We start from the raw sequence: 24,023 nt of genomic DNA, 5'->3' as shown, positions 1-24,023 counted from the left end.
TGTCTTGAGTACTGACCTCAGTACGAGGACTTGCACTCCGGGTTTTCGCGGCTGGGAAGACCCAAGGCGGCGAAGGCCTCGGGCGATAGGCCCAGAGTCTGGTTGATGTTCTCCACGACCTTCACCGGCACGTTCTGCAGGGTGCCGTCGGGCTGTTCCTGCACCTCGGTGACGAAGTTCGAGCCGATCGCCTGACGGTTCTCGTCCAGCGTGATAAGCCCGGTCGGGGCTTCCAGCTTGAGGTTGGACAGGCAGTCCATGAACTTCTTCTCGCCATCCGAGAGATCGCCGCCGACCGTGTCGAGACATTGCAGCGCCGCGTTGGTGGCGTTGTAGTATCCGGTCGCGAACAGCGACGGGGTCGGGAAGCGCTCGTCCTCGGGGAAGGCGTCCTGATAGGCCTTCACATAGGCCTGCCAGCGCGGATCGTCCCAGGTATCGGCCTGCGGACCCGAGGACGGAACGCCGATCAGCGCCTCCTTGGCCTTGCCTTCCGAGGTCAGCACCGAACCGTCCACCATGATGGTGCCGCCGATCAGGTTCGCTTCGCCGCCGGCCTGCTGGTACTGGTTCAGGAAGTTGACGGCATCGCCGCCGCCCAGGCCCAGGTAGATCGCATCGACATCATCCGGCAGCGCCGCGATGATCGAGCCGAAGTCCTTGGTGCCCAGCGGCACCCAGAAGCGGTCGGTGATCTCGCCCCCGGCAGCGCAGAATTCGGTCACGAAACCGAAGACCTGAGTATAGATGAACGAATAATCCTCACCGATCGTGGCGACGGTCTGATAGCCCTTCTCGTTGTAGACATAGTCGCCCAGGCCTTTCGACCATTGCGCGCCGTCGATGTTGAAACGGAAGAAATTCGGCGAGGGATCGACCAGCGTGGTCTCCATCGCGCCGGAAATCCCGTTGATGAAGGTGACGTTGGGCTGGGTCTTGGAATAGTCGCGGATCGCGATCCCTTCCGACCCAGACAGCGGCCCGATCACCAGATCGACGCCATCCTGTTCCACCAGCTTGCGGGCGCCGCGCAGGGCGCTGTCCGGGGTGGTGTCGGTGGACTGGATGATGATCTCGATCTTGCGCCCGCCGGCCATGTGGTCATGCTCGCGCAGCGCCAGTTCGATGCCCCGGTTGCCGTCCTGGCCCGGCACCGCATAGGTGCCTTCCAGGGCGTTCAGAACCCCGATCTTGATCGGATCGGCGTCCTGCGCCGAGGCAGCAGTCGCTCCGGCCGCCAGCAAAGCGACGACGGAAAGCGATCCAAGAAATCTCGATGTCATGTGTCGTGTCCTCCCAGTGTGACGATGCGGGCCGCGCAGCGGACTCCGGCTGCCCTGCATCCTGCCTTCCAAGGTGACGCAAACCCGCGGAACTCGGATCACCCCCAGTGCGGCGGCGTAACCTCGGGTCTTTTTTTCGGCGATTTCGGCTGTTCAGAGCTCTGGTTGCCGGGTCGGCGGTTCGGCGCGGGGCCTTTCCCGCTCCGGCAGCCGCAGCGCCAGAAAGACCCCGGCCAGCAACACCAGAAGCGCCGCCAGGATCAGGGCGGTCTGCCACAGGCTGTCGGCGCTGGTCAGGCCCGCAAGCACCTGCAGCAACACCGCCACCACCCCGAGCAGCAGCGCCGCGCCCAACCGGTGCGGTCGGTCGGAAAACAGCAATGCCGCGACTTCCAGCCCGGCCACGAACATCAGCACCCGCGCCACCAGTTCCAGCGTCGGGGTGCAGCGGATCGTGTTGCCCAGCGTCACCGTATCCGCGGTGCAGACCAGATCGGTGAAGACCCCCATGTAGACCTTGAGCACCAGCGTGACCGCCAGGCCGAGCCCCAGAAGCATCCGTCCGACGACCGCCACGACCTGGGCCGGGCCTTCGAACGCCCGATGCAGTGGAGCGGAAGAGCTGTTCAGCGGGTCCATATCCTAGAGTCCTGCGGTTGGTTCTGCCCGCCATGCTCCGGCCAGAGCCGTCCCGGATCAACTGCCGGTCCGGTCACGACATGCCTCAGCGTCTGAAAAATGTCGGCCCGACCCCTGTCCCCGGTCACATGACGATGAAGCGCACCGCCCGCTGGATCTCGAAGTAGTCCGCCGCCTCGAAGCGCAGGCAACGCGGTTCGACATGGGTGACGCCCGGATACCAGCTGCTCTTGTAGGCATCGACCGGGTTGGTGAATTCGACGATCAGCTCATGATGCTCGGCGCTCGGCGGCAGGCAGGTCTCGAAGCTGCGCGACAGGGCCTGTTCGGCGCCCTCGCGGATCGCGGCCACGGCGCGGGCCGGCGACAGGGCCCGCGAGGCCGGGCCAAAGCCCTGGCTGGTCGCCACCGTATGGATGCCCGGGGTCAGCGCCTGCGCCTCTTCGCACATGCCCTGGTCCCCCGACAGGAAGACCGACGGCACGCCGTAGCGCCCGGCGCAAAGCGCGTTCAGGGTGAATTCCGAGGCCACCTCGCCATTGATGAGCAGCCGCGAGACCCGGCCCGACAGCGTATGCGCCAGAGGGTTGGTGTCGGTGCCGGCCTTGTTGTGATAGCCGGTGTAGAGTGCCGCATCGAAGCTGGAATCGATCCCGAACATCATCAGGTCGGGATGGCCGCTCCAGCCGCGGACGATCTGCACATAATCGGGCAGCTTCGACAGGATCAGGTTGCGGGCGGTCGAATGGGCGTCCTTGACCACCACTTCCGTGGCCCCGGCGGCGCGGGCGCCTTCGCAGGCGGCAACCAGTTCATCGGTCATGTAGGCCCGGAACTCGGCATAGTCGGGATGCTCCTTGTGGGCCTCGTTCCAGTCGGCGATGCCGGCGGTGCCTTCGATGTCGGCGCTGATGAAGACTTTCATGTCGCTATGTCCTTGTTGCTAGAGCCGGTCGGCCAGCGTGGTCAGCAGGCGGTCGATCTGCTCGGGCCGGTGTCCCGAGAAGACCGCGATCCGCATCGAATCCTCGTCGGGCGCGTCCGAATAGCCGCCCGCGGGGGTCAGCTTGGTGAAGATGTCCTGCGTCGCCAGATGGTCGCGCAGCATCGCGATGTCGGCGCCCTGCCTGCGCTGGCTCGCACGGAGCGTGACGATCGGCACCGGCGTGTCCGGCAGATCGAAGCCGAGGTCGCGCAGCCCCTGCCGCATATGCGCGGTGTTGCGGCGCAGGCTGGCCAGCATTTCGGGAGTCTCGCGCAGCAGGCGCATCCCGGTCAGGCCGGCGGCGGCGGCGGCAGGCGGCGGCGGCGAGGCCCCGCGCAGGATACCGGCATTGGCCGCGATCCGTTCGGCCCGGGCCCGGTCGCAGGGCACGATCCCGCCCAGACCGCCGAAGGCCTTGCTCATCGTTCCGGCGACATGGGCCCGGGGCCCTTCGACCCCATGATGCTCCAGCGCGCCGCGCCCGCCATCGCCCAGCACGCCGATCCCGTGGCTGTCATCGACGCAGAGCCGGGCGCCGTCATAGCCTGCCATGACCTGCACATAGTCGGGCAGCGGCGCCAGCGCCCCGCTCGACGGGAACACCCCGTCGGTGACGACCGCCGGCCGCTGGCCGGGGCGGACATGCTCGGCCAGCGCCTCGGCCAGGCTCTCGGGCGAGAGGTGGCGGAAGCAGTGCACCGGCAGGCCCAGGGTCGCCATCGCGTCGCGCACCGAGTAATGCGAGGCGGCATCGGCCAGCACGAGATCGACATCGTCGCGCAGGCCCTGAAGCATCACCATCGGGCTGGTATAGCCCGAGATGACATAGGTGACATGATCGGCGCCGAACCATTCGCGCAGCGCCGCCTGCAGATCGTCGTAGATCTGCATCGCGGCGCCGGTGCCCGGTCCCATGCCGAAACGGCGGGTCGCGGCGCAGGCAGCCTCGATCACCTGGGGATGACCGTGCAGGCAGTAATAGGAGGTGCCGCAGAAGTAATCGACCTCGCGGCCATTGATCCGCATCCGCGGCGCCAGCGGGCTTTCCATCCGCATCGTCCGGTCAGGTGCACCCGCCATGATCAGCCTGCCCGCCGTTCCAGGAACATTGCCCCGACACGGATGCCCTGACGCCCCTCGTCGTCCACCGCGCCGAGTTCCAGCACCTCGTCCTCGTAGAGGATGCCATGCATCCGGAAATCGCCCGCCGCATCCTTCACGCAGTCATGGGTGCAGAAATACTCGATCAGGCATTTCAGCGTGCCATGCTTGTAGGTGAGATAGGTGATGTTGAAGTCCGGCCCGTATTCGCCCAGATGCGGGGCGATCTCGGGCGGCACCTCTTCATCGGGCACCTCTGCGATGCGGCTCCATTCCGCATCCTTCCAGATCAGCCGGTCCGGCGTCGGGAAAGACAGGTCGAGATGCTGATAATCGGCGCCGCGCCCGTAGATGCGCCCGTCGATCACATAGGCATCGCCGCCGGCCGGCCGGATCTGCAGGGGAATGCCGTCGCCCATCAGAAACAGCTTGTCGTCCTTGCGCTTCAGTTCCACCACCTCGCCGGTCGCGTCGTTCTGGAAATTGCCCGGCAGCGCCTCCAGCTGCGCCTCCGCGATCGGCGGCGGGCTTTGGACCCGCTGCGGCATCGCGCCCATCTTGCGCTCGGCCAGCGCGATCCGCAGCCCGTCCTGGGCCAGCCGGGTGCCGATCTGGTTGGCGAAGTCCAGCGTCGCGAAGAGCAGCACCCCCAGCCCGGCACTGGGCAGCAGGATCATCTGCGAGGAATAGCCATAGACCGCGCCGCCATGGCCGGCGGTGGCCCAGCCGTCGAGGCTGCCGACACCGAAGCACAGGCCATAGCCGTTGATCACCTTGCCATGGGCCATCCGCTGCCCGACCGGCACCCACATCTCGCGCAGCGAGGCGGGCGAGATCACCCGGGTTCCGTCCGGCGCGAAACCGCCGCGCAGCAGGCATTGCGCATAGCGGGCCATGTCGCCGGTGGTCGAGAAGATGTTGCCCGCCGGCGAACCGCCCAGATCGAAGACCGGCGCCGGGCTGTCGCCGTCCAGGGTCCACATATTGGCAGGCGCCAGCCGGTCCAGGATCCCCGGCGCGGTTCCCGAGGACGTGTCCGTCATGCCCAGCGGTGCCAGGATGTTCCGGGTCACATAGTCGGAATAGCTGAGGCCCGAGACAACTTCGAGCACCCGTCCGACCACCGCGATACCGGCATTGGAATACTGCATGATCCCGGCGCTCGGATCGAGCTTCAGGGTCGAGCCGGCAAGCTCGGCCACCGTCTCTTCCAGCGGCGGGCGCTTGTCGTCCAGATAGTGGCCGCTCTTCGGCTCGCGGACGATGCCGGCGGTATGGCTCATCAGCTTGCGCAGCGTCACGGCGGTGCCATGCGGCCCTTGGGGGTTGTCGGCAAAGGGATTGATCGGGTGGAACCCGGGCAGATAGGTCGAGACATCGGCGTCGAGGTCCAGCTTGCCCTGCTCGACAAGCTGGAGGATCGCCACCGCGGTGAAGGTCTTGGTGATCGAGCCGATCCTGAAACAGGTCTCGGGCCGCATCGGATAGGTCAGGTCGCCGCGCTGGACATGGCCTTCGACGATCAGCCCGTCCCGATCGACCAGCGCATAGGAGATCGAGGGGATCGCCTTGTCTTCGACCTCGTGGCGGATCAGGTCCTCGAACAGTTCGAGCGAGTCAGGGCTGAGAGACGACATCTTTCATGGTTCCTTCGGTCAGATTTTGTGGCGCGGGTCCAGAACGTCGCGCAATGCGTCACCGACCAGATTCCAGGCCAGCACGAAGAGGAAGATCGCCGCGCCCGGGAACGCCAGCGTGTACCAGTATTGGAACGGATTGCCGGGCTGGCCGACGATCCAGTTCCGCGAATAGGCGATGAACTGGCCCCAGTCGGCATAGCCCTCTTCGGTGCCGACACCGAGGAAGGACAGCGCCGAGGCCGACAGCACCATCGAGCCGGTCGCCATGGTGGCCAGTACCAGCACCGGGAAGAAGGCGTTCGGCAGGATGTGCCGGACGATCAGCCGCAGGTCGCTGGCGCCATAGCTGCGCGCGGCATGGACATAGTCCATCTCGCGGATCCGCAGGATCTCGCTTCGCACCACACGGGCATAGCCCATCCAGCCGAAGGTCGTCAGCGCCAGGGTGATCGGGATGATCCCCTTGCCCAGGATGGCGGTCAGCACCATCGCCGCGATCAGGAAGGGCACCGCCATGAAGACATCGACGATCCGCATCAGCACCTCGTCCAGCAGCCCGCCGTAGAAGGCCGCGATGGCCCCGATGGCCGTGCCGATCAGCGCCGAGATCGTGACGACGCCCAGACCGATCTTGAAGGCGGTCCGGGTGCCCCAGACCACGGCATAGAAGATGTCGTACTGGCCCTGGGTGGTGCCGAACCAGGCCTCGGCCGAGGGCGGTTGCGGCGTCGCCCAGAACCCGGCGCGCGGCGTGTCGTAGGCGGTGATCTGGAATTCCGTCACCGGCGCGATGACCGGGGCGAAGATCGCGATCAGGACGAAGGCCAGCAGCAGCAGAAGTCCGAACAGCGACACCGGGCTGCGCAGCAGATACTTGATGACCCTCATCGTGTCTTCACCCTCGGATCAAGCAATGGATAGACCAGGTCGACCAGCAAGTTCAGCACCACCAGAACGACCGCGAAATACAGGCCGAAGCCGAGGATGGCCGGGAAATCCAGCGTCGCGGCCGATTTGGCGGCGAACTGGCCCAGCCCGGAATAGTCGAAGATCGACTCGGTGATCACCACGCCGCCCATCATGAAGGCCAGCTCCATCCCGGCGATGGTGGCCACCGGCAACAGCGCATTGCGGCGGGCATGGTGCAGTTCGACCACCCGGCGCGGCATGCCCTTGGCACGGGCGGTGCGGACATAGTCCTGCCGCAGCGCCTCCAGCATCGAGGTCCGCATCACCCGGGTGATGCTGGCCAGGTTGACATAGGTCAGCGTGATCACCGGCGCCGCCATGTGTCGGAGTGCATCGAAGAACACGGCGAAATTGCCGTTCAGCAGCGCATCGAGGGTATTGGCCCCGGTATAGCGGGTGAAGCCGTCGCCGGTCACCTCGACCACCGCCCACTGACTGAGCCGCCCGGGCGGGAACCAGTCCAGCGTCGAATAGAAGATCAGCAGCATCAGCAGGCCGAAGACATAGGTCGGGAAGGACCAGCCGAGGATGGTGAACAGGCGGATGATGTGATCGGGCCACCGGTTGTGGTGAATGCCGGCGCGCGAGCCGAAATAGATCGCCAGCAGCAGACCCGGAATGAAGGCCAGCACCACCAGTTCCATCGTCGCAGGGAACAGCCGGGTCAGCGCCACGGCGACCGGCTGCCGGGCGGTCTCGGACCAGCCGAGGTTGCCCTGCAGGACGTTGCCGATCCAGCGGCCGTATTGCACGAAGAACGGGTCGTTCAGCCCGTATTCCTCGATCATCATCCGGATGCTTTCCTGGCCCCCCTTCAGAAAGTCATCGCTTGGCGCGTAGGTCGCCAGCCTCTGTGTCGGGCTCAGCGACATCTGCAATCCGAAGATCATCAGCGAGAGGACGAACAGCACGACCGGCAGCATCAACAGCCGTCGCAGAGCGTAGGTCATCATTCGGCAGGTTCCCGGGAGCTGGCAGAGACAGGTTCGCCGGGCGGTGCATCACCGCCCGGCAATGGCGTAGGTCCGAAGGGCTCAGTCGCCCTTGGTGATCGGGTAGAAGTCCCAGGCGCCGTAGGTGATCATGTTGTGGACATATCCGTCGATATTGTCGCGCACCACGATGTAGCCGAACTCCTCGAACAGGAACTGCGTCGTCGCATAGTCATAGGACATTTCCTGCAGCTTGGCGTAGATCGGCTCACGCACGGCCGGGTCGCTCGATGCCCAGGCTTCGGCCAGCAGCGGGTCGAAATGCTCGGCCATCAGGTCGCGATAGCCCTGCCCCGAGAAGCCGCCGACCAGCCCGGTCGATGCCAGGTAGTAGGTCGCCGCACCCAGGGGACCGCCCGGGTCGGAATAGTCCGGCCCCCAGCCCATGAAGGTGAACGGAACCGCCGGCTTCTCGCGGTTGTTGCGCAGCGCCTGGAGCGAGGCCGAGGGCAGCGCCTGGATCTTCATCTTGAACTTCGGGTTCACCCTTTGCAGGCCCTGCTGCAGGATCGACATCGCGGCATTGGCCGTGGTGTTGCCTTCCTGGATATAGGCGGTGAACTCGAAGCCGACGTCCCAGAGCTTGCCGTCGAAGGCCTTCTTGAAGTGCTCGGCCGCCTTGTCCAGGTCATAGGTATAGACCGGCGAGTCCGGCCGGTAGCCCATGATCCCGCGCACCGAGGGCCCGCGCGATTGGACCGTCTTGCCCAGCAGCACCTGCTGGATCAGCACGTCGTAGTTCTGCGCGTAGTTGAACCCCTTGCGCACGTCGATGTCGCCGAAGAACTCCGGCGGAATGCCCTTGCCGTCCAGCTTGCCGCTGCCGATGGCCGGGTTGTCGTTGTCGTCGATCGGCCAGAAGAAGAACAGCCCGCGCGAAAAGACCTTGGGCAGGCTGTCGATCACCTTGACGCCCTCGGTCTTGCTGAGCTCGTCCAGGAACTCGACCGGTGCGGCGACGAAATCGGCATCGCCCGACAGAAGCTGCAGCCGCCGGGTGGTCCACTCCGGCACCGTGCGGATCACGACCCGCTCCAGCGAGGCCGGGCCCATGAAGTAGTTGTCGAACCGCTTCAGGGTGATCCGGCGGTCGGTCTTGTCCCATTCCTCGAGCATGAAGGGACCGGTGCCGTTCTCCTTGTCGAACAGCGCATCCGCCGACAGTTCGGGACGGTAGAACTCTCTCCAGTCGTCGCCCGATCCGGTCCAGCCGCCGACGTCGGCAGTCCATTCCTTGTCGACGATCGAGGTGCCGAAGGGCAGCGCCATCACGCCCAGCGTGGCCGGGAAGGAGGACGGCAGCGTGATCGTGACCTTGTCGCCGTCGACGACGATCTGCGAGGCCAGCGCGTCATAGACCTGGCGCAGGGCCTCGGGGCTGGCGTCGTCGATCGAGTCGACCTCCCCGACATCCTTCACCCAGTCGGCGATGGTGGGGTACTTGCCCGCCGTCACCACTTCGGTGATCGCGTTCGACATCCAGGACTGGCCCATCAGCATGGCGCGCAGCAGCGAGTACTGCACGTCCTCGGCGGTGATCTCGCCGTAACCGGGGACCATCGCGGCCTTCTGCTCGTCGGTCAGCGTGTCATAGAGCTCCCAGCTGATCGAGCCATCATCGCCCTTGATGCCGACGCGGTGCGCAAAGACGCCTTCGCGGATCGGGAAGGTATAGCTGACCGAGCCGTCGTCATGCTCGACGATCAGCCCGTTCTCCAGCGACGGGACCTCGGTCGAAAGCGACGGAACGAATTCGGAAATCTCCGAACCCTTGTAGTTCAGCAAGCGGCTGTAGACGTTCAAAACGCCATAGGAACTTGGCGTATCGGCGATATAGGCCGGGTCGAAGGACTGGACGTCATCGGTCCAGAGAAAGACGAAAGTGCCCGGGTTCTTGGTCTCGGCAATGGCGGTCGTCGCCATCAGTCCCAGACCCAGCCCCAGCGACATGGCTATGGCGCGTTTCATGCAGTGCTCCCCGTCAGGTGTGGACGTTTTTTCTTTCAGGCATGCAAAAGGCTAGGGTCAGGCTTGCCGGACTGTCCAATGCTTATATAGGATGAACTATGCAGATTTTGCATCAGGCGGGATAATGGAACTGGTCTGGCTCGAAGACTTTCTGGAGATCGTGGCGGCCCGGAATTTCTCGACCGCGGCGGCGGCGCGGAATATTTCGCAATCTGCCTTCAGCCGCCGGATCAAGTCTCTCGAGACATGGGTCGGCGCCGACCTGATCGACCGCAGCACCTATCCTGTGCGTCTCACCGCTGCCGGAGAGATGTTTCTGCCCCGGGCCCAGGAGCTGGCGCGCGACATCTACCGCCTGCGAACCGACTGCCGGAACCTCGGCGGAACGACCCAGGCACCGCTGAATTTCGCCGCCCTGCATACGCTGGCGATCTACTTCTTTCCCGAATGGTTCGGCAGTCTCGGAACCCCGGCCCAGGCGCAGCGCAGCAGCATGCACGCCGGCGACTTTCTGGAGTGCATCGAACAGCTCTCGCTCGGGAAATCCGATTTTGCCCTCGTCTACGATCATCCCCAGGGGCTGCCGGTGCTGGAAGCCGGGCCATTCGAATCGCAAAAGGTCGGAACCGACCGATTGATTCCCGTAAGCGGCACCGACGCCGCCGGGCAGCCCCTGTATCCGATGGATCGTCCCGACTCGGACACGCCGATTCCCTATCTCGCCTACACATGGAACGACGGCTATCTGGGCAAGTTGATCGGGCTGATCCTGTCGCGCCGAAAGAAGCCGCTGAACCTGACCACGGTCTATCAATCCTCGATGGCCGAGGGGTTGAAACAGATGGCGGTCGCCGGGCATGGCATCGCCTGGGTGCCCAGGATCTGTGTCCAGGGAGAGCTGGAGCGCGGCGCGCTGGTGCAGATCGGTGACCCGGCGATGGCGCTGGACATCGAGATCCGGCTGTTTCGCCGCTCCGGATATCGGGGCCGCGAGGGCGAGGAGGTCTGGGCCAGACTGGCCGATGCCAATGCCGGGCCGCCGCCGGTGACCGATTCGAGTTCGCCCCTGCCCCGACCCGCCCTGCCCTCGGTCGCCGGAAGCCGCTGAGTCCGGTTTCGCCCCCGCAGGCGGCATTCCGGGGCCAGAACCGCGCATTTTTCAATCGCTATGCAAACTATGCATAACGGCAGCCGTTCGAGGTGCCGTTTTCCGGTCCCGGGCCGGCCCGGAACCCGGATTTGCCCTTTCTGACAGCCCGCAGGGGCCGGAGCCTCGCCTTTCCCTGCCTCCCGCTGCCGGCCCGATAAGTCGTGCCCGCCCGACCCGGCGGCCCGGATTTCCGGCCGCGGGCCGACTTGACAGGTGCGGACCCAGACCGCCCCATGGCGCCAACAGGGGCCGAACCGGCACCCGACGCAAAGGACACCGGATCGTGCCTGACAGCCAGAGCCAGACCAAGACCCGCCCCGAGCTTGCCGATGACATCGTGCTGGCGGTCCGCGACCTGCGCGTCAGCTTTCCGCTGACCCGCACCACCAGCCTTCAGGCCGTGCGGGGCGTCAGCTTCGACATCCGAAAGGGCGAGACCCTGGCCCTAGTCGGCGAATCCGGTTCGGGCAAGTCGGTGACGGCGATGACGGTGATGCGGCTGACCGAATACGACGGCGCCAGGATCGACGGGGGCGCGGTCTGGATGCGCAGCAAGGACGGCCGCACCGTCGATCTGACCAGACTGCCCGAGCCCGAGGTCGAGGCGATGCGCGGCTCGGATTTCTCGATCGTGTTCCAGGACCCGATGTCCAGCCTCAATCCGGTGTTCCGGATCGGCGAACAGATCGCCGAGGGCGTCATCCGCCACCAGAACAAGACCGAAGAGGAAGCGCTGGCCATCGCGCTCAACGTGCTCAAGCTGGTCCGGGTTCCGGATGCCGAACGCCGGCTGATGCAGTATCCGCACCAGCTTTCCGGCGGCATGCGGCAACGGGTGATGATCGCCATGGCGCTGGCCTGCCGCCCGTCCCTGATGATCCTCGACGAGCCGACCACGGCGCTGGACGTGACGATCCAGGCGCAGATCCTCGATCTGGTCCGGGCCCTGCAGGCCGAAATCGGGATGTCGGTCCTGTTCATCACCCATGACATGGGCGTGGTCGCCGAGATCGCCGACCGGGTCTGCGTCATGCTGAAAGGCAAGGTGGTGGAAAGCGGCTCGGTCTACGAGGTCTTCGCCAGCCCGCAGCACCGCTACACGCAATCGCTGATTGCCGCCGTGCCCCGGCTGGGCAGCATGGCCGACAAGGACGGTCCCGAGAAATTCCCGCTGGTCGCCTTCCAGCCCGACGGCTCCGACGCCGAGGCGATCCGATGAGCGCCCTCGCCGCCAGCGAGGCCCCCGTCGCACCGCTGCTCGAACTGCGCGACCTGGTCACCCGCTTCGACCTGCGCGCCGGCCTGTTCGGCAAGGTCGCGGGCCGGGTCCATGCGGTCGAGAAGGTCTCGCTGCAGATATTCCCCGGCGAGACGCTGGCGCTGGTCGGGGAATCCGGTTGCGGCAAATCCACCGTGGCGCGGACCATCATGCAGCTGGACCGGCCGACCTCGGGCTCGATCCGTTATCGCGGTGGCGAACTGGTCGGCGCCGGACGGCAGGCGGTGGTGCAGTTCCGGCGCGAGGCGCAGATGGTCTTCCAGGACCCGTTCTCGTCGCTGAACCCGCGCATGACCATCGCCCAGACCCTGATCGATCCGATGCGGGTCCATCGACTGGGCCGCGGCCGCGACCTGCGCGAACGCGCCGCCGAACTGCTGGCCCGGGTCGAACTGCCCCCCGAACATCTCGACCGCTATCCGCACGCCTTCTCGGGCGGCCAGCGGCAGCGGATATGCATCGCCCGGGCACTGGCGCTGGAGCCGAAACTGCTGATCGCGGATGAGGCCGTTGCCTCGCTGGACGTGACGATCCAGGCCCAGGTCATCAACCTGCTGATGGACCTCCAGGCCGAGATGGGCATCGCGATCCTGTTCATCAGCCATGACATGGCGGTGGTCGAGAGGATGGCCCACCGTGTCGCGGTCATGTATCTGGGCGAGATCGTCGAGATCGGCACCCGGCGCGAGGTCTTCAACAACCCGCAGCATCCCTACACAAGAAAACTGCTTTCGACGGTGCCGATCGCCGACCCGACGAGACGCCCCGATTCGCGCCCGCTGATGGCGGACGAGATCCCGAGCGCGGTTCGGCCTGCCGATTATGTGCCGGTCCATCTTCCGATGCGACAGATATCGGACAGCCATTTCGTGCGCGAAAGCGCCGAAGGCTAACCCGCCCGCGTCGCGCGGCAACCCAGGAAGGCACTCGCGATGACCGAGACACTCACCAGCCGGCAGACACCCTTTCTGGCGCTGGACCTTGTCCAGATGAAGGCCAATGTCGCGGCACTGCGCGCCCGGCTGGACGGGCTGGGCGTGCCGCTGCGCCCGCATCTGAAAACGGTGAAATGCATCGAGGCCGCCCGCCACATCCTGGCCGCGCCCGAGGGGCCCGCCACCGTCTCGACCCTGCAGGAGGCCGAAGCCTTCGCCGGCGCCGGCCTGCGCGACATGATCTACACGGTCGGCATCGCGCCGGGGAAACTCGACCGGGTGATCGCGCTGCGCCGCGCCGGGGTCGATATCGCGGTGATCCTCGACAGCCTTGCCCAGGCGCAGGCGGTGGCCGGGGCCTCGCGGCGGGCCGGGCTGGAGATCCCGGCGCTGATCGAGATCGACAGTGATGGCGCCCGGGCCGGCATCCGGGCCGACAATCCGCTGCTGACCGAGATCGGCGGCATCCTGCACCGCGATGGCGCCGAGTTGCGCGGCGTGCTGACCCATGCCGGCGCCTCCTATGCCTGTTTCACCCCCGAGGCGCATCGGGCCATGGCCGAGACCGAGCGGCGTTCGGCGGTCACGGCCGCCGAGCACCTGCGCACTGCCGGGCTGCCCTGCCCCGTGGTCAGTGTGGGCTCATCGCCCACCGCCCACACCGCCACCGACCTGAGCGGGGTGACAGAAGTTCGCGCCGGGGTGTTCACGCTGTTCGACCTGATGATGGTCGGGCTGGGCATCTGCGACATCGAGGACATCGCCGCCTCGGTGATCGCCACCGTCATCGGCCACCAGCCGGACCGAGACTGGATCGTGACCGATGCCGGCTACATGGCCCTGTCGCGCGACGACGGCACCGCGAGCCATCCGGTGCACAACGGCTTCGGGCTGGTCTGCGATCTCGACGGGCGGCCCTACCCGGATCTGATCGTCCGCTCGACCAATCAGGAGCACGGCATCCTGACCCTGCGCCCGGGCAGCCCGGCGACCCTGCCCGCCCTGGAACTCGGCGCGCGGGTCCGCATCCTGCCGATCCATGCCTGCGCCACGGTGGCCATGCACCCGAATTTCGCGGTGCTGGAACCGGGGACGGACCGGATTGCAGAGTACTGGCCGATCATGCGCGGCTGGTAGCGCCGGCCCCCTCCCGTCACGCGACGACGCTCCCCGCTTCGCAGCGGAGGGCGCCAGGGCATCGCGGGGACTCCGGGTCAGGCCGCCTCGGCGTTCTGCGCTTTCAGCTCTTCGGCATGGGCCGCGTTGAAGGCGCGTTTCAGCCGGTCTTCCTGGCTGTGATCCAGATTGGTGCGGATGATATGCCCGCCCTTGCGGCCCAGCTGCTCGATGACCCGCTCGGTCGTCGTCTCGCGTGTCATGATGAACAGCGCCGCCTGCCCGGGGGCCAGAACCTCGGCCACCTGCTTCATGAAGTCGTCGTTCAGCCCGTAGTCGCTCATCGCGCCGGCCAGAGCCCCCGCCCCGGCGCCGACGGCAAGACCGACCAGGGGATGAAAGAACAGCATTCCCGCCAGCAGCCCCCAGAAGGCGCCGCCGGTGCCGCCCACGGTCCAGAGATTGACCATCTGGTTCAGCTTCACCCGCCCCTTCTCGTCGGCGGTCGCCACCACCGCATCCGCGACATCGACAAGATATTCGCGCGACATTCCGAACAGTTCGGCCCGGGCTTCCTCGGCCTTTTCCGGAGTTCCGTAGCCGATCACGATGAGTTCTGACATTTTCTTTTCCTTTCCTACTCTTGTCCGGCGAAGTTAAAGTTCACCGGGTGCTGCGTGGAGCGCCGGCTGTCAGTTCATGTACCAACCGTGACTGACCACCAGCGACTGACCGGTCAGGGCGTTGCTGGGGAAGGCGGCGAACAGATGCGCCACTTCGGCGACATCGGCGATGGTGGTGAATTCCTTGTCCACCGTCTCGCCCAGCATGACCTTCTCGATCACGTCCTTTTCCGGGATGCCCAGGGTCTGCGCCTGTTCGGGGATCTGCTTTTCGACCAGCGGCGTCTTGACGAAACCGGGACAGATGACATTGGCGCGCACACCATGCGCGGCGCCTTCCTTGGCGATCACCCGCGCCAGGCCCAGCAACCCGTGTTTGGCCGTCACATAGGCCGATTTGAGCGGCGAAGCCTCTTTCGAATGCACCGAGCCCATGAAGATGATCGAGCCCGAGCCCTTGGCATACATATGCGGCAGGCACGCCTTCGAGGTCAGGAACCCGCCATCGAGATGGATCGACAGCAGCTTCTTCCATTCGGCGAAGGGGAAGTCCTCCAGCCGGTGGACGATCTGGATCCCGGCGTTCGAGACCAGCACGTCCACCCCGCCCCAGGTCTTGACCACTTCGGCGACGCCGGCGTTGACCTGATCCTCGTCGGTCACGTTCATCTTCACCCCGATCGCCTTGCCGGGGCCGCGCCGGGTCAGCTCCTCGGCGGTCGCCGTGGCAACATCGAGGTCGAGATCGGCGATGGCGACCTTGGCACCGTCGGCCACGAAGCGTTCGGCGATGCCGCGCCCGATCCCGCTGGCGGCGCCGGTAATGATGCAAACCTTGTCTTGCAGGCTCATGTCAGTTTCCTTTCTCGATTGTTCCGCGCCCGAAGCTCCACATCTCGCGGATGTTCAGGTGCCGGAAATGGTGATGCGCGACGGGCGGCAGGACGTGACCGATCCGGCAGGCCCGGACCAGATTGGCCAGCAGGTGAGGCAGCGCCTTTGCCGCCCCCGCCGGGCCGGAACATTCGCGCATCGCGAGCGCCAGGCTGCCGACTGCGGCCTCCCATCAGCAGGCTGGAGCCCCGCCGGCCCGGCACCGCGACCCCGGGCGCGCCATGAAACAGCCAAGTGCCCTGGCTGTGGGTCGGAACGGATGTCTCTGTCGCTGTCATCTCTGCCTGCCATGAAAGCTGTCGAAACGGATCTAGGACTCCGGCGTTACGGTGGCTCTGCAGCGGTCTTACAGTTTCGCAAGATCCACACCGCCCGGTCTCAGCCCGGCGCCAGATAGTCGTGCACCACGGTGCCCAGCCCCAGGGTCAGATCGGTCAGGATATGCACCGCCGAGACCACCTCTTGGACCGGCAGACCGGCAACCGGAGCCAGCGCATGGGACTGCAGTTCCAGCCCGGCCGGCCCCGACCAGGCGCCCTTCACCGTCAGATCGGTCAGCTGGAACCGGACCAGTTCGCAAATCCGCGGGGAGCAATCGACATCCGGGATGATCTTCAGCAGATAGCCGGGCGCCTGCAGGCTGTGCAGCGCGGTGCGGTGGTCGAGTTCGCGATGCTTGTAACCCATGGTGCCGGTCGCGATCCGGACCGAACCGACGTCCAGCGTGCCCAGCAGCGTGTCCTTCTCGACCCGGATCGCCGGATCGGCGAGCTTCTTCGGGAAGCCCCAGATTTCCCGCCCCCCGGCGATCGGCGCCTCGTCGTTGAGATACATCGCGTGGGTGTAGCTTCCGGCCTCGCCCCTGAATGTCACCGGGATGACCTGGCCGGATTCCGTATAGTCACCGAAGCCGGTCGAATCCGGCATCCGGATGAACTCGAACTTCACCTCGTCGCCCACCACCTCGAGCGGCGCTGGAACCACCGCGCGCAAGGCCTCGGGGTCGGTGCGATAGGTGATCACCATGTATTCCCGGTTCACGAACCGATACGGCCCGCGCGGATAGGCCGGGTTTCCGAGCGGCATCGCGAAGGCGCGGTCCCGGACCTCTGACTCGTTCATTTTACCGACTCCTCTTGATTGTGCGGTCTGATACGGCGTTCGCCGCGGTCGAAAATCTGCATCTCGGCCTGGCCGCGCTGCCGGTTCTTCCAGCCCGGCGCCGACAGGGCGTGGCTCACGTCGGCCCGGCCGCTGGACCAGTGCTCGACCATCGAGAGCCGCGAGAATTCGTAGTCCTTCGACTCGGCCTCGAAGCCTTCCTTGCGGTGGATCAGATGCACCAGCGTCACCGGGCAACCGGCACCGACCTGGCAAAGCCGTTGCAGATCGGGGTCGGATTTCAGGGACTCGGGTAGCCTGTCGCGAAGCCGCAGCGCCGCGGCGCGCAGGTCGCTCAGTTCCTGATAGCGGTCGGTGGTCAGGCGGGTCCGGCTGGAGAAGCGGATGTCCTTCTCGCGCTGAGCGACCTCCTGAATGCAGCCGGGCACCGCGCCGCGCGCGCTGAACAGGTCAACCTGGAAGATGCACAGCGCCCCGCCGCGGGCGGTGTCGAGCACATATTGCAGCGGCGTGTTCGAGACCAGGCCGCCATCCCAATAGGATTTCTCCCCGACCCGCACCGCCGGAAAGCCCGGCGGCAGCGCGCCCGAGGCCATGATGTGCTCGGGTCCGATCCGCGTCCTGCTGTTGTCGAAATAGCCGAAATTGCCGGTCTCCACATCGACGGCACCGACGCTAAGCCTTGGCCCCCGCTCGGCGAGGTAGTCGAAATCGACCAGTTCATTCAGTGTCTTCTCGAGCGGCGTGGTATCGTAATAGCTGGTCGCGCCGGCATGGCCCTTTGGCAGCAGAGTTGGCGGGATCGTTCGCGGCCGGAAGAAGCCCGGCACACCGACCGACATGACCACGGCGGCCGAGGCCTCGTTGAAGAACCGCCGCGCCATCTCGCCGGGCAGCAGTGGCCGGCCGACGAGCTGCTGGCTGAGCGTTTCCCAGAGCGCGCGCAGCCGCTTCACCCGCGCCTTCGGTTCATTGCCGGCGATGATCGCCGCGTTGATCGCGCCGATGGATATTCCGGCCAGCCATTCCGGTTCATAGCCCGCCAAGGAGAGTTCCTCGTAGGCTCCGGCCTGATAGGCGCCGAGGGCACCGCCCCCCTGCAGCACCAGAACATTGGTTTCGTGATTTCGGGACATATGAGACCCCTTCCTGATCGACTCGGGTCCAATTCGGATTGGTCCCGGTCTGGACCCGCCGCGTTACAGCGACGGCACGGCGGGCTTACAATTCTGTCAGCCGTTCGCCGGGCCGATTACAGAATTGTAAGTCACCCTTCAGGCCCCCGAAGAACCGGCCGGGCTAGAGAGATGAGCGGAGCCGCCGGCACCGGCCGCGCGGCCCGCTCACCGGCCCCGCAACCGGGGCCAAACCCGAGGGGGTGCCAGAGCCATCATGCAGGACCCGAGCAGATCAGCGCCGGACCCGGCCCGGACGGTTGCCCGGGCACCCGGGGCCAGATTCGGCGCCGGGTTCTGGGCGATCCGGTTGCTTCTTGTCCCGGTGGTCGAGGACCTGGCCCTGCGGGTTCAGGCCGCCCTCCCGGCCGGAGTCTGGGCGCCCTGGCTTGCGGCGACATGCGGCCTCGGGCTGGCCGCCTGGTTGCGGCGCAGGCCCGGCCCGACGGCCTTCTGGCTGACACTCGCCTTGCTGGCGCTGGCTGCCACGCTGGCGGACCTTGCGGCCCTCCCGGCCATCCGCGGCGCCGGTGCTGCCGCCTGGCTGAGCTTTGCCCTGATCGGCTCTGTTCTTCTGATCCGACAGGCTGGACGCACCGGGGGCGAGGCCAGCGGCTTCAACTGGCTGGCGGCCTTCTGGCTGCTGGCGGTCGGCGGGCTGGTCGATCCCGGTCTCGGCCGCCCCGAAGTCTTCGAGCCGCTGCATGTGCTGCTGCTGTTTGCCTTCGCGCTGGCGGTGCTCGGCTTTGCCCATGGGGCGCTGCAACTCGAGGCGGCACCGATCTTCTGGATCGCCTTCGGACTGGCCAGCCCCGCCGGGGCGGCCCTGGGCTGGGTCGTGGCGGACGCTGCCGAGGATGGCGGACTGGGGCTCGGACCCGGCGCCACGGCGCTGCTGTTCGGCGGGCTGGCGCTGCTGCTGGTCAGGGCCCAGGCGCTGCGCGCCGGGCCGCGCCGATGACCGCCCCTGCCCGTCACAGCATCGGCGAGGTCAGCCGCACGACCGCCTCGAGCAGCCGATACGCTCCGCGGCTGACCGGCGGCGCCTCGCGCGCGTTGCGTATCAGCCCGTCGGCCCAGCCCTCCAGTTCCTGCAACCGGTCCGGATCGCCAAACAGGATCATCAGCTCGAAATTCAGCATCAGCGACCGGGAATCGAAATTCGCCGAGCCGACGAAGGCTCTGTCGTCGATCAGGACCACCTTGGCATGAACCATCGACCCGGCCACCAGAAAGCAACGGCATCCGTCACGGGCCAGACTGCGCAGATAGGCGCCGCGGGCCAGGTCGGCAAAGCGCTGGTTCGAACGTCCGGGCACGATGATCCGCACATCTATGCCGCGCCGGGCCGACATCGACAGGGCCTGCATCAGGCTGTCGGTCGGAATGAAATAGGGGCTGACGATCCAGATCCGCCGCTGCGCCGCGTGGCAGGCATAGGTCAGCGCGTCATGCAGCGGGTCGCGGGCGGTATCCGGCCCCGAGGGCAGCAGCCACATCGGGGTGTCCGAGCCACCCTCGGCCGTGGTCGGCTCGGCAGGCTCCGGCGCCCCGGTCCCGCCCGCCGCCTGCCAGTCCGAGGCGAACAGCCGCACGAAATCCGCCACCGCCGGCCCGGTCAGGCGGAAGGACATGTCCTGCCAGCGATCGGGGTCCGGTTCCGGTCCCATGTACTCGGCGGCGATGTTGCGCCCCCCGGCCCATACCGTGCGGCCATCGACGATCACCACCTTGCGGTGGTTGCGCAGGTTCAGGCGGCCTTCGAAGGGTCGGTGCAGCAGCGGCGCGAACACGCGAATTTCACCGCCCGCCCGGCGCAGTTCCTTCAGCATCCTGCGCGGCGGGCCGAGGGCCCCGACCAGATCGAGGATCACCCGGACCTTCACCCCCTGACGGGCCCGTTCCGTCAGCGCCGCACAGAAGGCCCGGCCGACCGCGTCATCACCGAGGATGTAGATCGCGACGGAAATGCTGGACCGCGCCCCTTCGACCAGATCCATCACCGAGGCATAGGCGGCCTGGCCATCGGCCTCGAAGGACAGGCGGTTGCCGGAACTCGGCGCGGCGACGCCATAGCCGGCCAGCAGGGCGGCGAGATCATGGACCGGTCCCGGCCCGACCGGCGGCATGGGCCGGTTCAGCGCCACCCGCCGCTTGCGGACACCGAGCGCCACGAAGGCCGGAATCGCCAGATAGGGCAGCAGGATGACAAAGGCCATCCAGGCCAGCGTCGATTGCGGTGCGCGCTGCTCCTGCAGGACCAGCGACGTGGCGAAGACGAACACCACCGCCGCGCCGACCACCGCGAAATGCGCAGCAACCCAACTCATCTGCTCCTGCCCCCGGCATTCCCGAAGATGATGAAACGAACCCCTGCCATTGATCCGATCTGCTTCCGGTTCTGCAGACACAAGACATGCCAGCACCGGCGCGCCATGACCAGACCCGCGCGCGCCCCGCGGCAGCACTTGTTACCGGCCGGCTCTGGGCTGCGGTCGGGCCATTCGGTAGAGTTCCCGCGGAAAGGCAGGCGGTGATGCGAATTCTCCTGATCGAAGACGACAAATCGACATCCGACTATGTGGCGCAGGGCCTCACCGAAAGCGGCCATGTCTGCGACACGCTCGACGACGGCCAGGACGGGCTGTTCCAGGCCACGCGCGAAAAATACGACGTGATCGTGGTCGACCGGAACCTGCCAGGGCTGGACGGGCTGTCGCTGGTCAAGGCCCTGCGCGCCACCGGCAACCGGGTTCCGGTCCTTTTCCTGACCGCCATCGGCGGGGTCAACGACCGGGTCGAGGGACTGGAGGCCGGCGGCGACGACTATCTGGTCAAGCCCTTCTCCTTCGCCGAGCTTCTGGCCCGGGTCAACGCCCTGGGGCGGCGCCCGGCGATCTCGACCGAGGTGACCAAGCTCCAGGTGCTCGACCTGGAACTCGACCTGATCCAGCGGGTCTGCCGCCGCGGCGGAAAGGTGCTGGACCTGCTGCCCAAGGAATTCGCCCTGCTCGAGGTTCTGATGCGCAACAAGGGCCGGGTGGTGACCCGGACGATGCTGCTGGAACAGGTCTGGGATTTCCATTTCGACCCCAAGACCAGCGTGGTCGAAACCCATATCAGCCGCCTCCGCGCCAAGATCGACAAGCCCTTCGAGGTGCAGCTGCTGCAGACCGTCAAGAACAGCGGCTATTCGATTCATGCGCCGCGATAGCGTCCTGCGCTCCAGCCCGTTTCGCGCCGCGCTGGCGATCGGCGGCATCACTGCCCTGTCGATGGGGGCCGCCGGAAGCGTCGCCTGGCTGCAACTGACCAAGAACCTGCGCGGGCTCTACGACGACCGGGTCGCGGCGGTCTTCGACACTGTGGCCGCCGCCGCGCGTGAACCCGATGGCGACGGCATCCGCGAGCTGGTCGCGGTCTACCGATTCCGGGTGTCCGAGGACGTCCCGCTGGTGCTCTGGCAACCGGACGACGGTAGCCCGGCGCTCGGCAACATGCCGGCAATCGATATCCCGCCCGGCTGGTCGTTCCTGACCGCGGCACAGCTGGGCAAGCCCGGGGACGAGACCTACCGGGTGCTCAGCCGCGAGGTGCCGGGCGGGCGGCTGACCCTGGCGCAGCTCGACGCCGAGAATGCCCGCGCCGCCGCGCATGTCCTGCAGGCCATCCTCTGGGGCATCCTCGCCTCGCTGACCATCGGGCTGGCCGGCGGCGCCCTGGTGGCCCGCCAGGTGCGGCAGCGGCGGCAGGTCTTCGACGACACCTTGCAGGCCATCGGCCGCGGCGATCTCTCGGCCCGGATTCCGATCTCCCCCGCCGAGGACGATCTCGACGCGCTGTCGGTCTCGATCAACGCCGCGCTGGCCCGGCTGGAGGCGCTGGTCGAGAACATGCAGCAGGTCACCGCCGATATCGCGCATGACCTTCGCACTCCGCTCAGCCGGCTGAACCTGCGGCTGCAATCGGCGATCGACAAGGTGGCGGCGGGCCAGGATGTGGAAGAGGATCTGCAGGTCGCCGCGGCCTCCTGCACCGAGATTGCCGACACGTTTTCGGCCATCCTCCGGATCGCGCAGATCGAGGCCGGGGCGCGCAAGGAACAGTTCGCCGATCTCGATCTGGCGGCCCTGCTCTGCGGTGTGACCGAGTTCTACGAAGCCGCCGCCGAAGAGGCCGGCATGACCCTGACCTGCGAGGTGCCCGAGGCGCCGGCGATGGTCTTCGGAGAGCGCGAACTGCTGACCCAGGTGGCGGTGAACCTGATCGAGAACGCGATCCGGCATTGCCCGGCGGGCACCGCGATCCGCTGCCGCGTCGCCGCCGACCGCGCCGGGGTCCGGCTCGAGGTGCGCGACAACGGTCCCGGGATTCCCGCCGCCGAGCGCGACAAGGTGGTGCGACGCTTCTACCGGCTCGACAAGAGCCGCAACACCACCGGCTCGGGCCTTGGCCTGAGCCTGGTGCATGCCATCGCCGAACTGCATGGGGCGACACTGGAACTGGGTGATGCGGCGCCGGGGCTGCTGGTGACGCTCCGGTTTCCGACGCGCTGACCCCAGGGAAAAGGCGGCGGGGCTGCCTGCCCCGCCGCCCCGACCGGCACCGTTCCCCGGATCAGCGGGCCTGCGCCGGTCGCACCTCAGCTCACGCCAAGGATCCTGTTGACCGCCGCCGCACGGGTGGCCGCGCTGTCGGTGCTGTCGAAGGCGGCACTGATCTGCGACAGCTGCTCCAGGGTCAGCTTCTCGGGATGCGCGACCTTGATGCCGAGGCTGCCCAGATCGGCATTGACGATCCGCGCCATCTCGGCCGCTTTCGGGAAATCGGCCACCGTCCGCATCACCGCCCGGTCGCGCTGATGCGCGTCAAGAACCGCCATGACCCGGGCCTGAAGGTCGGGGCTGCCGGGCTCGTCCTTCGAAAAGACCGCGGCCAGGTCCTGCAATTCGCCGATCGAGAGCTTGTCCAGGTTCCGCCCCTCGATCCCGACCGAGCGCAGATCATTGGTCACCATGGCGACCAGTTCCTGCGCCTGCGGGAAGTTCCGGGTCGAAAGCTTGCCGGTCGCGGCCCGGGCCGGGGCCTGTAGGATCGCCTCGGCGGCGGCACGGGCGCTGGCGTCCTTCTGGTCGAACAGGGCCGACAGGTCGGCGACCTGGGCGAAGGTCAGGGTCGAGAAGTCGACATCGGTGATGCCGACGCTCTGCAATTCGCCGCGCAACTGGTCCTGCATCTGGGTCAGGGTTGCGGTATCGGCGAAAGCGCTCGACATCGAAAGCGCCGTGACGGTGGCCAGGGCCAGAACGGCGGAACTGGTGCGTGAGATGAGTTTCATGGTCGTATGTCCTGTCTACGGAGCGCAGTATCAACTGCTGCGAGTGGACCATGGACCCGGCAACTGTCGGCTTCATTTCTGCCGTCTTACAGATTTTCCAGCTTGCCGGGCTCAGCCCCGGTCGGAATTGCGCCGCATCCGCCCGAAGCTCATCAGGATATGGGTCCGGTGGATCAGCGCCGCCGCCTCGGCATCGCCATTGCGCAATGCGTCCACCATGTCGGCGATCTCCCGGCAGAAGTAATCCACCTCTTCCTTCAGGTCGATCCGCGAGGCCGAAACCGATTTCAGCCAGATACGCGCGGTCTGGCAATAGAGCCGGTCGCTGATCTCGCGCAGCGGGTCGTTGCCGACCAGCGCCAGATGCGCCCGGAAGAAGTCCATGTTGAGAACCGAGAAGGCCCGCGCCTCGGGCGCCGCGGCCAGATCGCGCGATCGGGCCAGAAGCCTTTCGAACCCCGCCATTTCCTCGGGCGTCGGCGGCCGCGGGTCGAACCGCCCGGCGATCTCGGCCAGTTCCAGCCGCAGTCGGAACACCTGGCTCAGTTCCTCGATATCCGGGTCGGTGACCATGGTCCCGACGCCGTGAACCGATTGCACCAGCCCTTCCTCCTCGAGCCGGCCCAGGACCCGCCTCAGCGGGGTCCGGCTGACCCCGAATTCGCGCGCCAGCGCCTCTTCCGACAGCTTCTGGCCCGGGCGATAGTCGAGCACGCAGATCCGGCGCTGGATCTCGCGATACATCAGGTCGAAACGGCGGCGCGGACTGTCGGCGTTCGGAGCATCCGGCAATGGCCGTTGCATGGTCGCGCCC

The 24,023-nt window shown here is 66.6% G+C and carries 23 protein-coding genes; 7 read left to right on the top strand and 16 right to left on the bottom strand.

The genetic code is table 11. The features are described 5' to 3' along the window. Positions 1 to 17 precede the first annotated feature (17 nt). The 8 genes from NUW50_RS15675 to NUW50_RS15640 all read right to left on the bottom strand — a co-directional run bounded on the left by NUW50_RS15675 (position 18) and on the right by NUW50_RS15640 (position 9,577). The gene (locus NUW50_RS15675) at positions 18 to 1,283 is read right to left on the bottom strand and encodes an ABC transporter substrate-binding protein (RefSeq protein ID WP_258290074.1); all 1,266 of its coding nucleotides are present in this window, start codon (positions 1,281 to 1,283) and stop codon (positions 18 to 20) included. Between the two features lie 153 nt (positions 1,284 to 1,436). Beyond that, a complete protein-coding gene (locus tag NUW50_RS15670) occupies positions 1,437 to 1,922 on the bottom strand; it encodes a hypothetical protein (protein ID WP_258290073.1) in 486 nt (161 codons plus the stop codon). Positions 1,923 to 2,046: 124 nt separating this feature from the next. Further along, positions 2,047 to 2,847, bottom strand: a complete 801-nt coding sequence (locus NUW50_RS15665) for a M55 family metallopeptidase (RefSeq protein WP_258290072.1) — start codon at positions 2,845 to 2,847, stop codon at positions 2,047 to 2,049. 18 nt (positions 2,848 to 2,865) lie between these two features. After that, positions 2,866 to 3,987, bottom strand: a complete 1,122-nt coding sequence (locus NUW50_RS15660) for an aminotransferase class I/II-fold pyridoxal phosphate-dependent enzyme (protein ID WP_258290071.1) — start codon at positions 3,985 to 3,987, stop codon at positions 2,866 to 2,868. A 2-nt stretch (positions 3,988 to 3,989) separates the two neighbouring features. Next, positions 3,990 to 5,645, bottom strand: coding sequence for a serine hydrolase domain-containing protein (locus NUW50_RS15655; RefSeq protein WP_258290070.1), 1,656 nt, complete (start codon positions 5,643 to 5,645; stop codon positions 3,990 to 3,992). A gap of 18 nt (positions 5,646 to 5,663) precedes the next feature. After that, positions 5,664 to 6,536: an ABC transporter permease gene (locus NUW50_RS15650; protein WP_258290069.1), complete on the bottom strand. Its 873-nt coding sequence runs from the start codon at positions 6,534 to 6,536 to the stop codon at positions 5,664 to 5,666. After that, a complete protein-coding gene (locus NUW50_RS15645) occupies positions 6,533 to 7,570 on the bottom strand; it encodes an ABC transporter permease (protein ID WP_258290068.1) in 1,038 nt (345 codons plus the stop codon). Before NUW50_RS15645 ends, NUW50_RS15650 begins: the two co-directional genes overlap by 4 nt. Before the next feature lie 81 nt (positions 7,571 to 7,651). After that, on the bottom strand, positions 7,652 to 9,577 hold the full coding sequence (locus NUW50_RS15640; RefSeq protein WP_258290067.1) for an ABC transporter substrate-binding protein: 1,926 nt from the start codon (positions 9,575 to 9,577) through the stop codon (positions 7,652 to 7,654). Between the two features lie 124 nt (positions 9,578 to 9,701). Here NUW50_RS15640 and NUW50_RS15635 point away from each other — a divergent pair, with 124 nt between their 5' ends. From NUW50_RS15635 to NUW50_RS15620, 4 genes are all read left to right on the top strand, one after another. Next, positions 9,702 to 10,685 (top strand): LysR family transcriptional regulator, encoded by a 984-nt coding sequence (locus tag NUW50_RS15635; RefSeq protein WP_258290066.1) that lies wholly within the window; start codon positions 9,702 to 9,704, stop codon positions 10,683 to 10,685. Positions 10,686 to 11,010: 325 nt separating this feature from the next. After that, positions 11,011 to 11,946 carry an ABC transporter ATP-binding protein gene (locus NUW50_RS15630; protein ID WP_258290065.1) on the top strand — a complete coding sequence of 312 codons (936 nt, stop codon included), beginning with the start codon at positions 11,011 to 11,013 and terminating at the stop codon, positions 11,944 to 11,946. After that, positions 11,943 to 12,899, top strand: a complete 957-nt coding sequence (locus tag NUW50_RS15625) for an ABC transporter ATP-binding protein (protein WP_258290064.1) — start codon at positions 11,943 to 11,945, stop codon at positions 12,897 to 12,899. Before NUW50_RS15630 ends, NUW50_RS15625 begins: the two co-directional genes overlap by 4 nt. 39 nt (positions 12,900 to 12,938) lie before the next feature. After that, a complete protein-coding gene (locus NUW50_RS15620) occupies positions 12,939 to 14,078 on the top strand; it encodes an alanine racemase (RefSeq protein WP_258290063.1) in 1,140 nt (379 codons plus the stop codon). Positions 14,079 to 14,155: 77 nt separating this feature from the next. Here the strand turns inward: NUW50_RS15620 and NUW50_RS15615 are convergent, their stop codons facing one another. The 5 genes from NUW50_RS15615 to NUW50_RS15595 all read right to left on the bottom strand — a co-directional run bounded on the left by NUW50_RS15615 (position 14,156) and on the right by NUW50_RS15595 (position 17,832). Next, on the bottom strand, positions 14,156 to 14,680 hold the full coding sequence (locus tag NUW50_RS15615; protein ID WP_258290062.1) for a DUF1269 domain-containing protein: 525 nt from the start codon (positions 14,678 to 14,680) through the stop codon (positions 14,156 to 14,158). Positions 14,681 to 14,749: 69 nt separating this feature from the next. Beyond that, complete coding sequence (locus NUW50_RS15610) at positions 14,750 to 15,532, bottom strand: 3-hydroxybutyrate dehydrogenase (RefSeq protein ID WP_258290061.1); 783 nt, start codon at positions 15,530 to 15,532, stop codon at positions 14,750 to 14,752. Between the two features lies 1 nt (position 15,533). Further along, positions 15,534 to 15,713 carry a hypothetical protein gene (locus NUW50_RS15605; protein ID WP_258290060.1) on the bottom strand — a complete coding sequence of 60 codons (180 nt, stop codon included), beginning with the start codon at positions 15,711 to 15,713 and terminating at the stop codon, positions 15,534 to 15,536. 239 nt (positions 15,714 to 15,952) lie between these two features. Next, on the bottom strand, positions 15,953 to 16,696 hold the full coding sequence (locus NUW50_RS15600; RefSeq protein WP_258290059.1) for an acetoacetate decarboxylase: 744 nt from the start codon (positions 16,694 to 16,696) through the stop codon (positions 15,953 to 15,955). Then, positions 16,693 to 17,832, bottom strand: coding sequence for a DUF3734 domain-containing protein (locus NUW50_RS15595; protein WP_258290058.1), 1,140 nt, complete (start codon positions 17,830 to 17,832; stop codon positions 16,693 to 16,695). Before NUW50_RS15595 ends, NUW50_RS15600 begins: the two co-directional genes overlap by 4 nt. Before the next feature lie 256 nt (positions 17,833 to 18,088). On the opposite strand from NUW50_RS15595, the gene NUW50_RS15590 reads away from it, so the two are divergent. Beyond that, positions 18,089 to 18,832, top strand: coding sequence for a hypothetical protein (locus NUW50_RS15590; protein WP_258290057.1), 744 nt, complete (start codon positions 18,089 to 18,091; stop codon positions 18,830 to 18,832). A 13-nt stretch (positions 18,833 to 18,845) separates the two neighbouring features. Here NUW50_RS15590 and NUW50_RS15585 read toward each other — a convergent pair whose 3' ends face one another. Then, the gene (locus tag NUW50_RS15585) at positions 18,846 to 20,201 is read right to left on the bottom strand and encodes a phospholipase D-like domain-containing protein (protein WP_258290056.1); all 1,356 of its coding nucleotides are present in this window, start codon (positions 20,199 to 20,201) and stop codon (positions 18,846 to 18,848) included. 206 nt (positions 20,202 to 20,407) lie between these two features. Between NUW50_RS15585 and NUW50_RS15580 the strand changes: the two genes are divergently transcribed. Both NUW50_RS15580 and NUW50_RS15575 read left to right on the top strand, forming a co-directional pair. Next, positions 20,408 to 21,085 (top strand): response regulator, encoded by a 678-nt coding sequence (locus NUW50_RS15580; RefSeq protein ID WP_258290055.1) that lies wholly within the window; start codon positions 20,408 to 20,410, stop codon positions 21,083 to 21,085. After that, positions 21,072 to 22,427, top strand: coding sequence for a sensor histidine kinase (locus tag NUW50_RS15575; RefSeq protein WP_258290054.1), 1,356 nt, complete (start codon positions 21,072 to 21,074; stop codon positions 22,425 to 22,427). The genes NUW50_RS15580 and NUW50_RS15575 overlap by 14 nt, the downstream gene beginning before the upstream one ends. Before the next feature lie 86 nt (positions 22,428 to 22,513). Here NUW50_RS15575 and NUW50_RS15570 read toward each other — a convergent pair whose 3' ends face one another. After that, positions 22,514 to 23,209, bottom strand: a complete 696-nt coding sequence (locus NUW50_RS15570) for a hypothetical protein (RefSeq protein ID WP_258290053.1) — start codon at positions 23,207 to 23,209, stop codon at positions 22,514 to 22,516. A gap of 111 nt (positions 23,210 to 23,320) precedes the next feature. After that, the gene (locus NUW50_RS15565; RefSeq protein ID WP_258290052.1) at positions 23,321 to 24,013 is read right to left on the bottom strand and encodes a GntR family transcriptional regulator; all 693 of its coding nucleotides are present in this window, start codon (positions 24,011 to 24,013) and stop codon (positions 23,321 to 23,323) included. Positions 24,014 to 24,023: the final 10 nt, after the last annotated feature.

Source organism: Frigidibacter sp. ROC022 (genome assembly GCF_024723735.1).
Classification (GTDB): Bacteria; Pseudomonadota; Alphaproteobacteria; order Rhodobacterales; family Rhodobacteraceae; genus SLM-1.
The sequence above is the reverse complement of the archived record's forward strand: the minus strand, read 5'-3'. Positions and strand labels throughout refer to the sequence as shown.

What these genes read in the sequence shown, in the direction of transcription:
- NUW50_RS15675 (WP_258290074.1), bottom strand. Translation starts at nt 1,283, where the DNA reads ATGACATCGAGATTTCTTGGATCGCTTTCCGTCGTCGCTTTGCTGGCG.
- NUW50_RS15670 (WP_258290073.1), bottom strand. Translation starts at nt 1,922, where the DNA reads ATGGACCCGCTGAACAGCTCTTCCGCTCCACTGCATCGGGCGTTCGAA.
- NUW50_RS15665 (WP_258290072.1), bottom strand. Translation starts at nt 2,847, where the DNA reads ATGAAAGTCTTCATCAGCGCCGACATCGAAGGCACCGCCGGCATCGCC.
- NUW50_RS15660 (WP_258290071.1), bottom strand. Translation starts at nt 3,987, where the DNA reads ATGGCGGGTGCACCTGACCGGACGATGCGGATGGAAAGCCCGCTGGCG.
- NUW50_RS15655 (WP_258290070.1), bottom strand. Translation starts at nt 5,645, where the DNA reads ATGTCGTCTCTCAGCCCTGACTCGCTCGAACTGTTCGAGGACCTGATC.
- NUW50_RS15650 (WP_258290069.1), bottom strand. Translation starts at nt 6,536, where the DNA reads ATGAGGGTCATCAAGTATCTGCTGCGCAGCCCGGTGTCGCTGTTCGGA.
- NUW50_RS15645 (WP_258290068.1), bottom strand. Translation starts at nt 7,570, where the DNA reads ATGATGACCTACGCTCTGCGACGGCTGTTGATGCTGCCGGTCGTGCTG.
- NUW50_RS15640 (WP_258290067.1), bottom strand. Translation starts at nt 9,577, where the DNA reads ATGAAACGCGCCATAGCCATGTCGCTGGGGCTGGGTCTGGGACTGATG.
- NUW50_RS15635 (WP_258290066.1), top strand. Translation starts at nt 9,702, where the DNA reads ATGGAACTGGTCTGGCTCGAAGACTTTCTGGAGATCGTGGCGGCCCGG.
- NUW50_RS15625 (WP_258290064.1), top strand. Translation starts at nt 11,943, where the DNA reads ATGAGCGCCCTCGCCGCCAGCGAGGCCCCCGTCGCACCGCTGCTCGAA.
- NUW50_RS15620 (WP_258290063.1), top strand. Translation starts at nt 12,939, where the DNA reads ATGACCGAGACACTCACCAGCCGGCAGACACCCTTTCTGGCGCTGGAC.
- NUW50_RS15615 (WP_258290062.1), bottom strand. Translation starts at nt 14,680, where the DNA reads ATGTCAGAACTCATCGTGATCGGCTACGGAACTCCGGAAAAGGCCGAG.
- NUW50_RS15610 (WP_258290061.1), bottom strand. Translation starts at nt 15,532, where the DNA reads ATGAGCCTGCAAGACAAGGTTTGCATCATTACCGGCGCCGCCAGCGGG.
- NUW50_RS15605 (WP_258290060.1), bottom strand. Translation starts at nt 15,713, where the DNA reads ATGCGCGAATGTTCCGGCCCGGCGGGGGCGGCAAAGGCGCTGCCTCAC.
- NUW50_RS15600 (WP_258290059.1), bottom strand. Translation starts at nt 16,696, where the DNA reads ATGAACGAGTCAGAGGTCCGGGACCGCGCCTTCGCGATGCCGCTCGGA.
- NUW50_RS15595 (WP_258290058.1), bottom strand. Translation starts at nt 17,832, where the DNA reads ATGTCCCGAAATCACGAAACCAATGTTCTGGTGCTGCAGGGGGGCGGT.
- NUW50_RS15590 (WP_258290057.1), top strand. Translation starts at nt 18,089, where the DNA reads ATGCAGGACCCGAGCAGATCAGCGCCGGACCCGGCCCGGACGGTTGCC.
- NUW50_RS15585 (WP_258290056.1), bottom strand. Translation starts at nt 20,201, where the DNA reads ATGAGTTGGGTTGCTGCGCATTTCGCGGTGGTCGGCGCGGCGGTGGTG.
- NUW50_RS15580 (WP_258290055.1), top strand. Translation starts at nt 20,408, where the DNA reads ATGCGAATTCTCCTGATCGAAGACGACAAATCGACATCCGACTATGTG.
- NUW50_RS15575 (WP_258290054.1), top strand. Translation starts at nt 21,072, where the DNA reads ATGCGCCGCGATAGCGTCCTGCGCTCCAGCCCGTTTCGCGCCGCGCTG.
- NUW50_RS15570 (WP_258290053.1), bottom strand. Translation starts at nt 23,209, where the DNA reads ATGAAACTCATCTCACGCACCAGTTCCGCCGTTCTGGCCCTGGCCACC.
- NUW50_RS15565 (WP_258290052.1), bottom strand. Translation starts at nt 24,013, where the DNA reads ATGCAACGGCCATTGCCGGATGCTCCGAACGCCGACAGTCCGCGCCGC.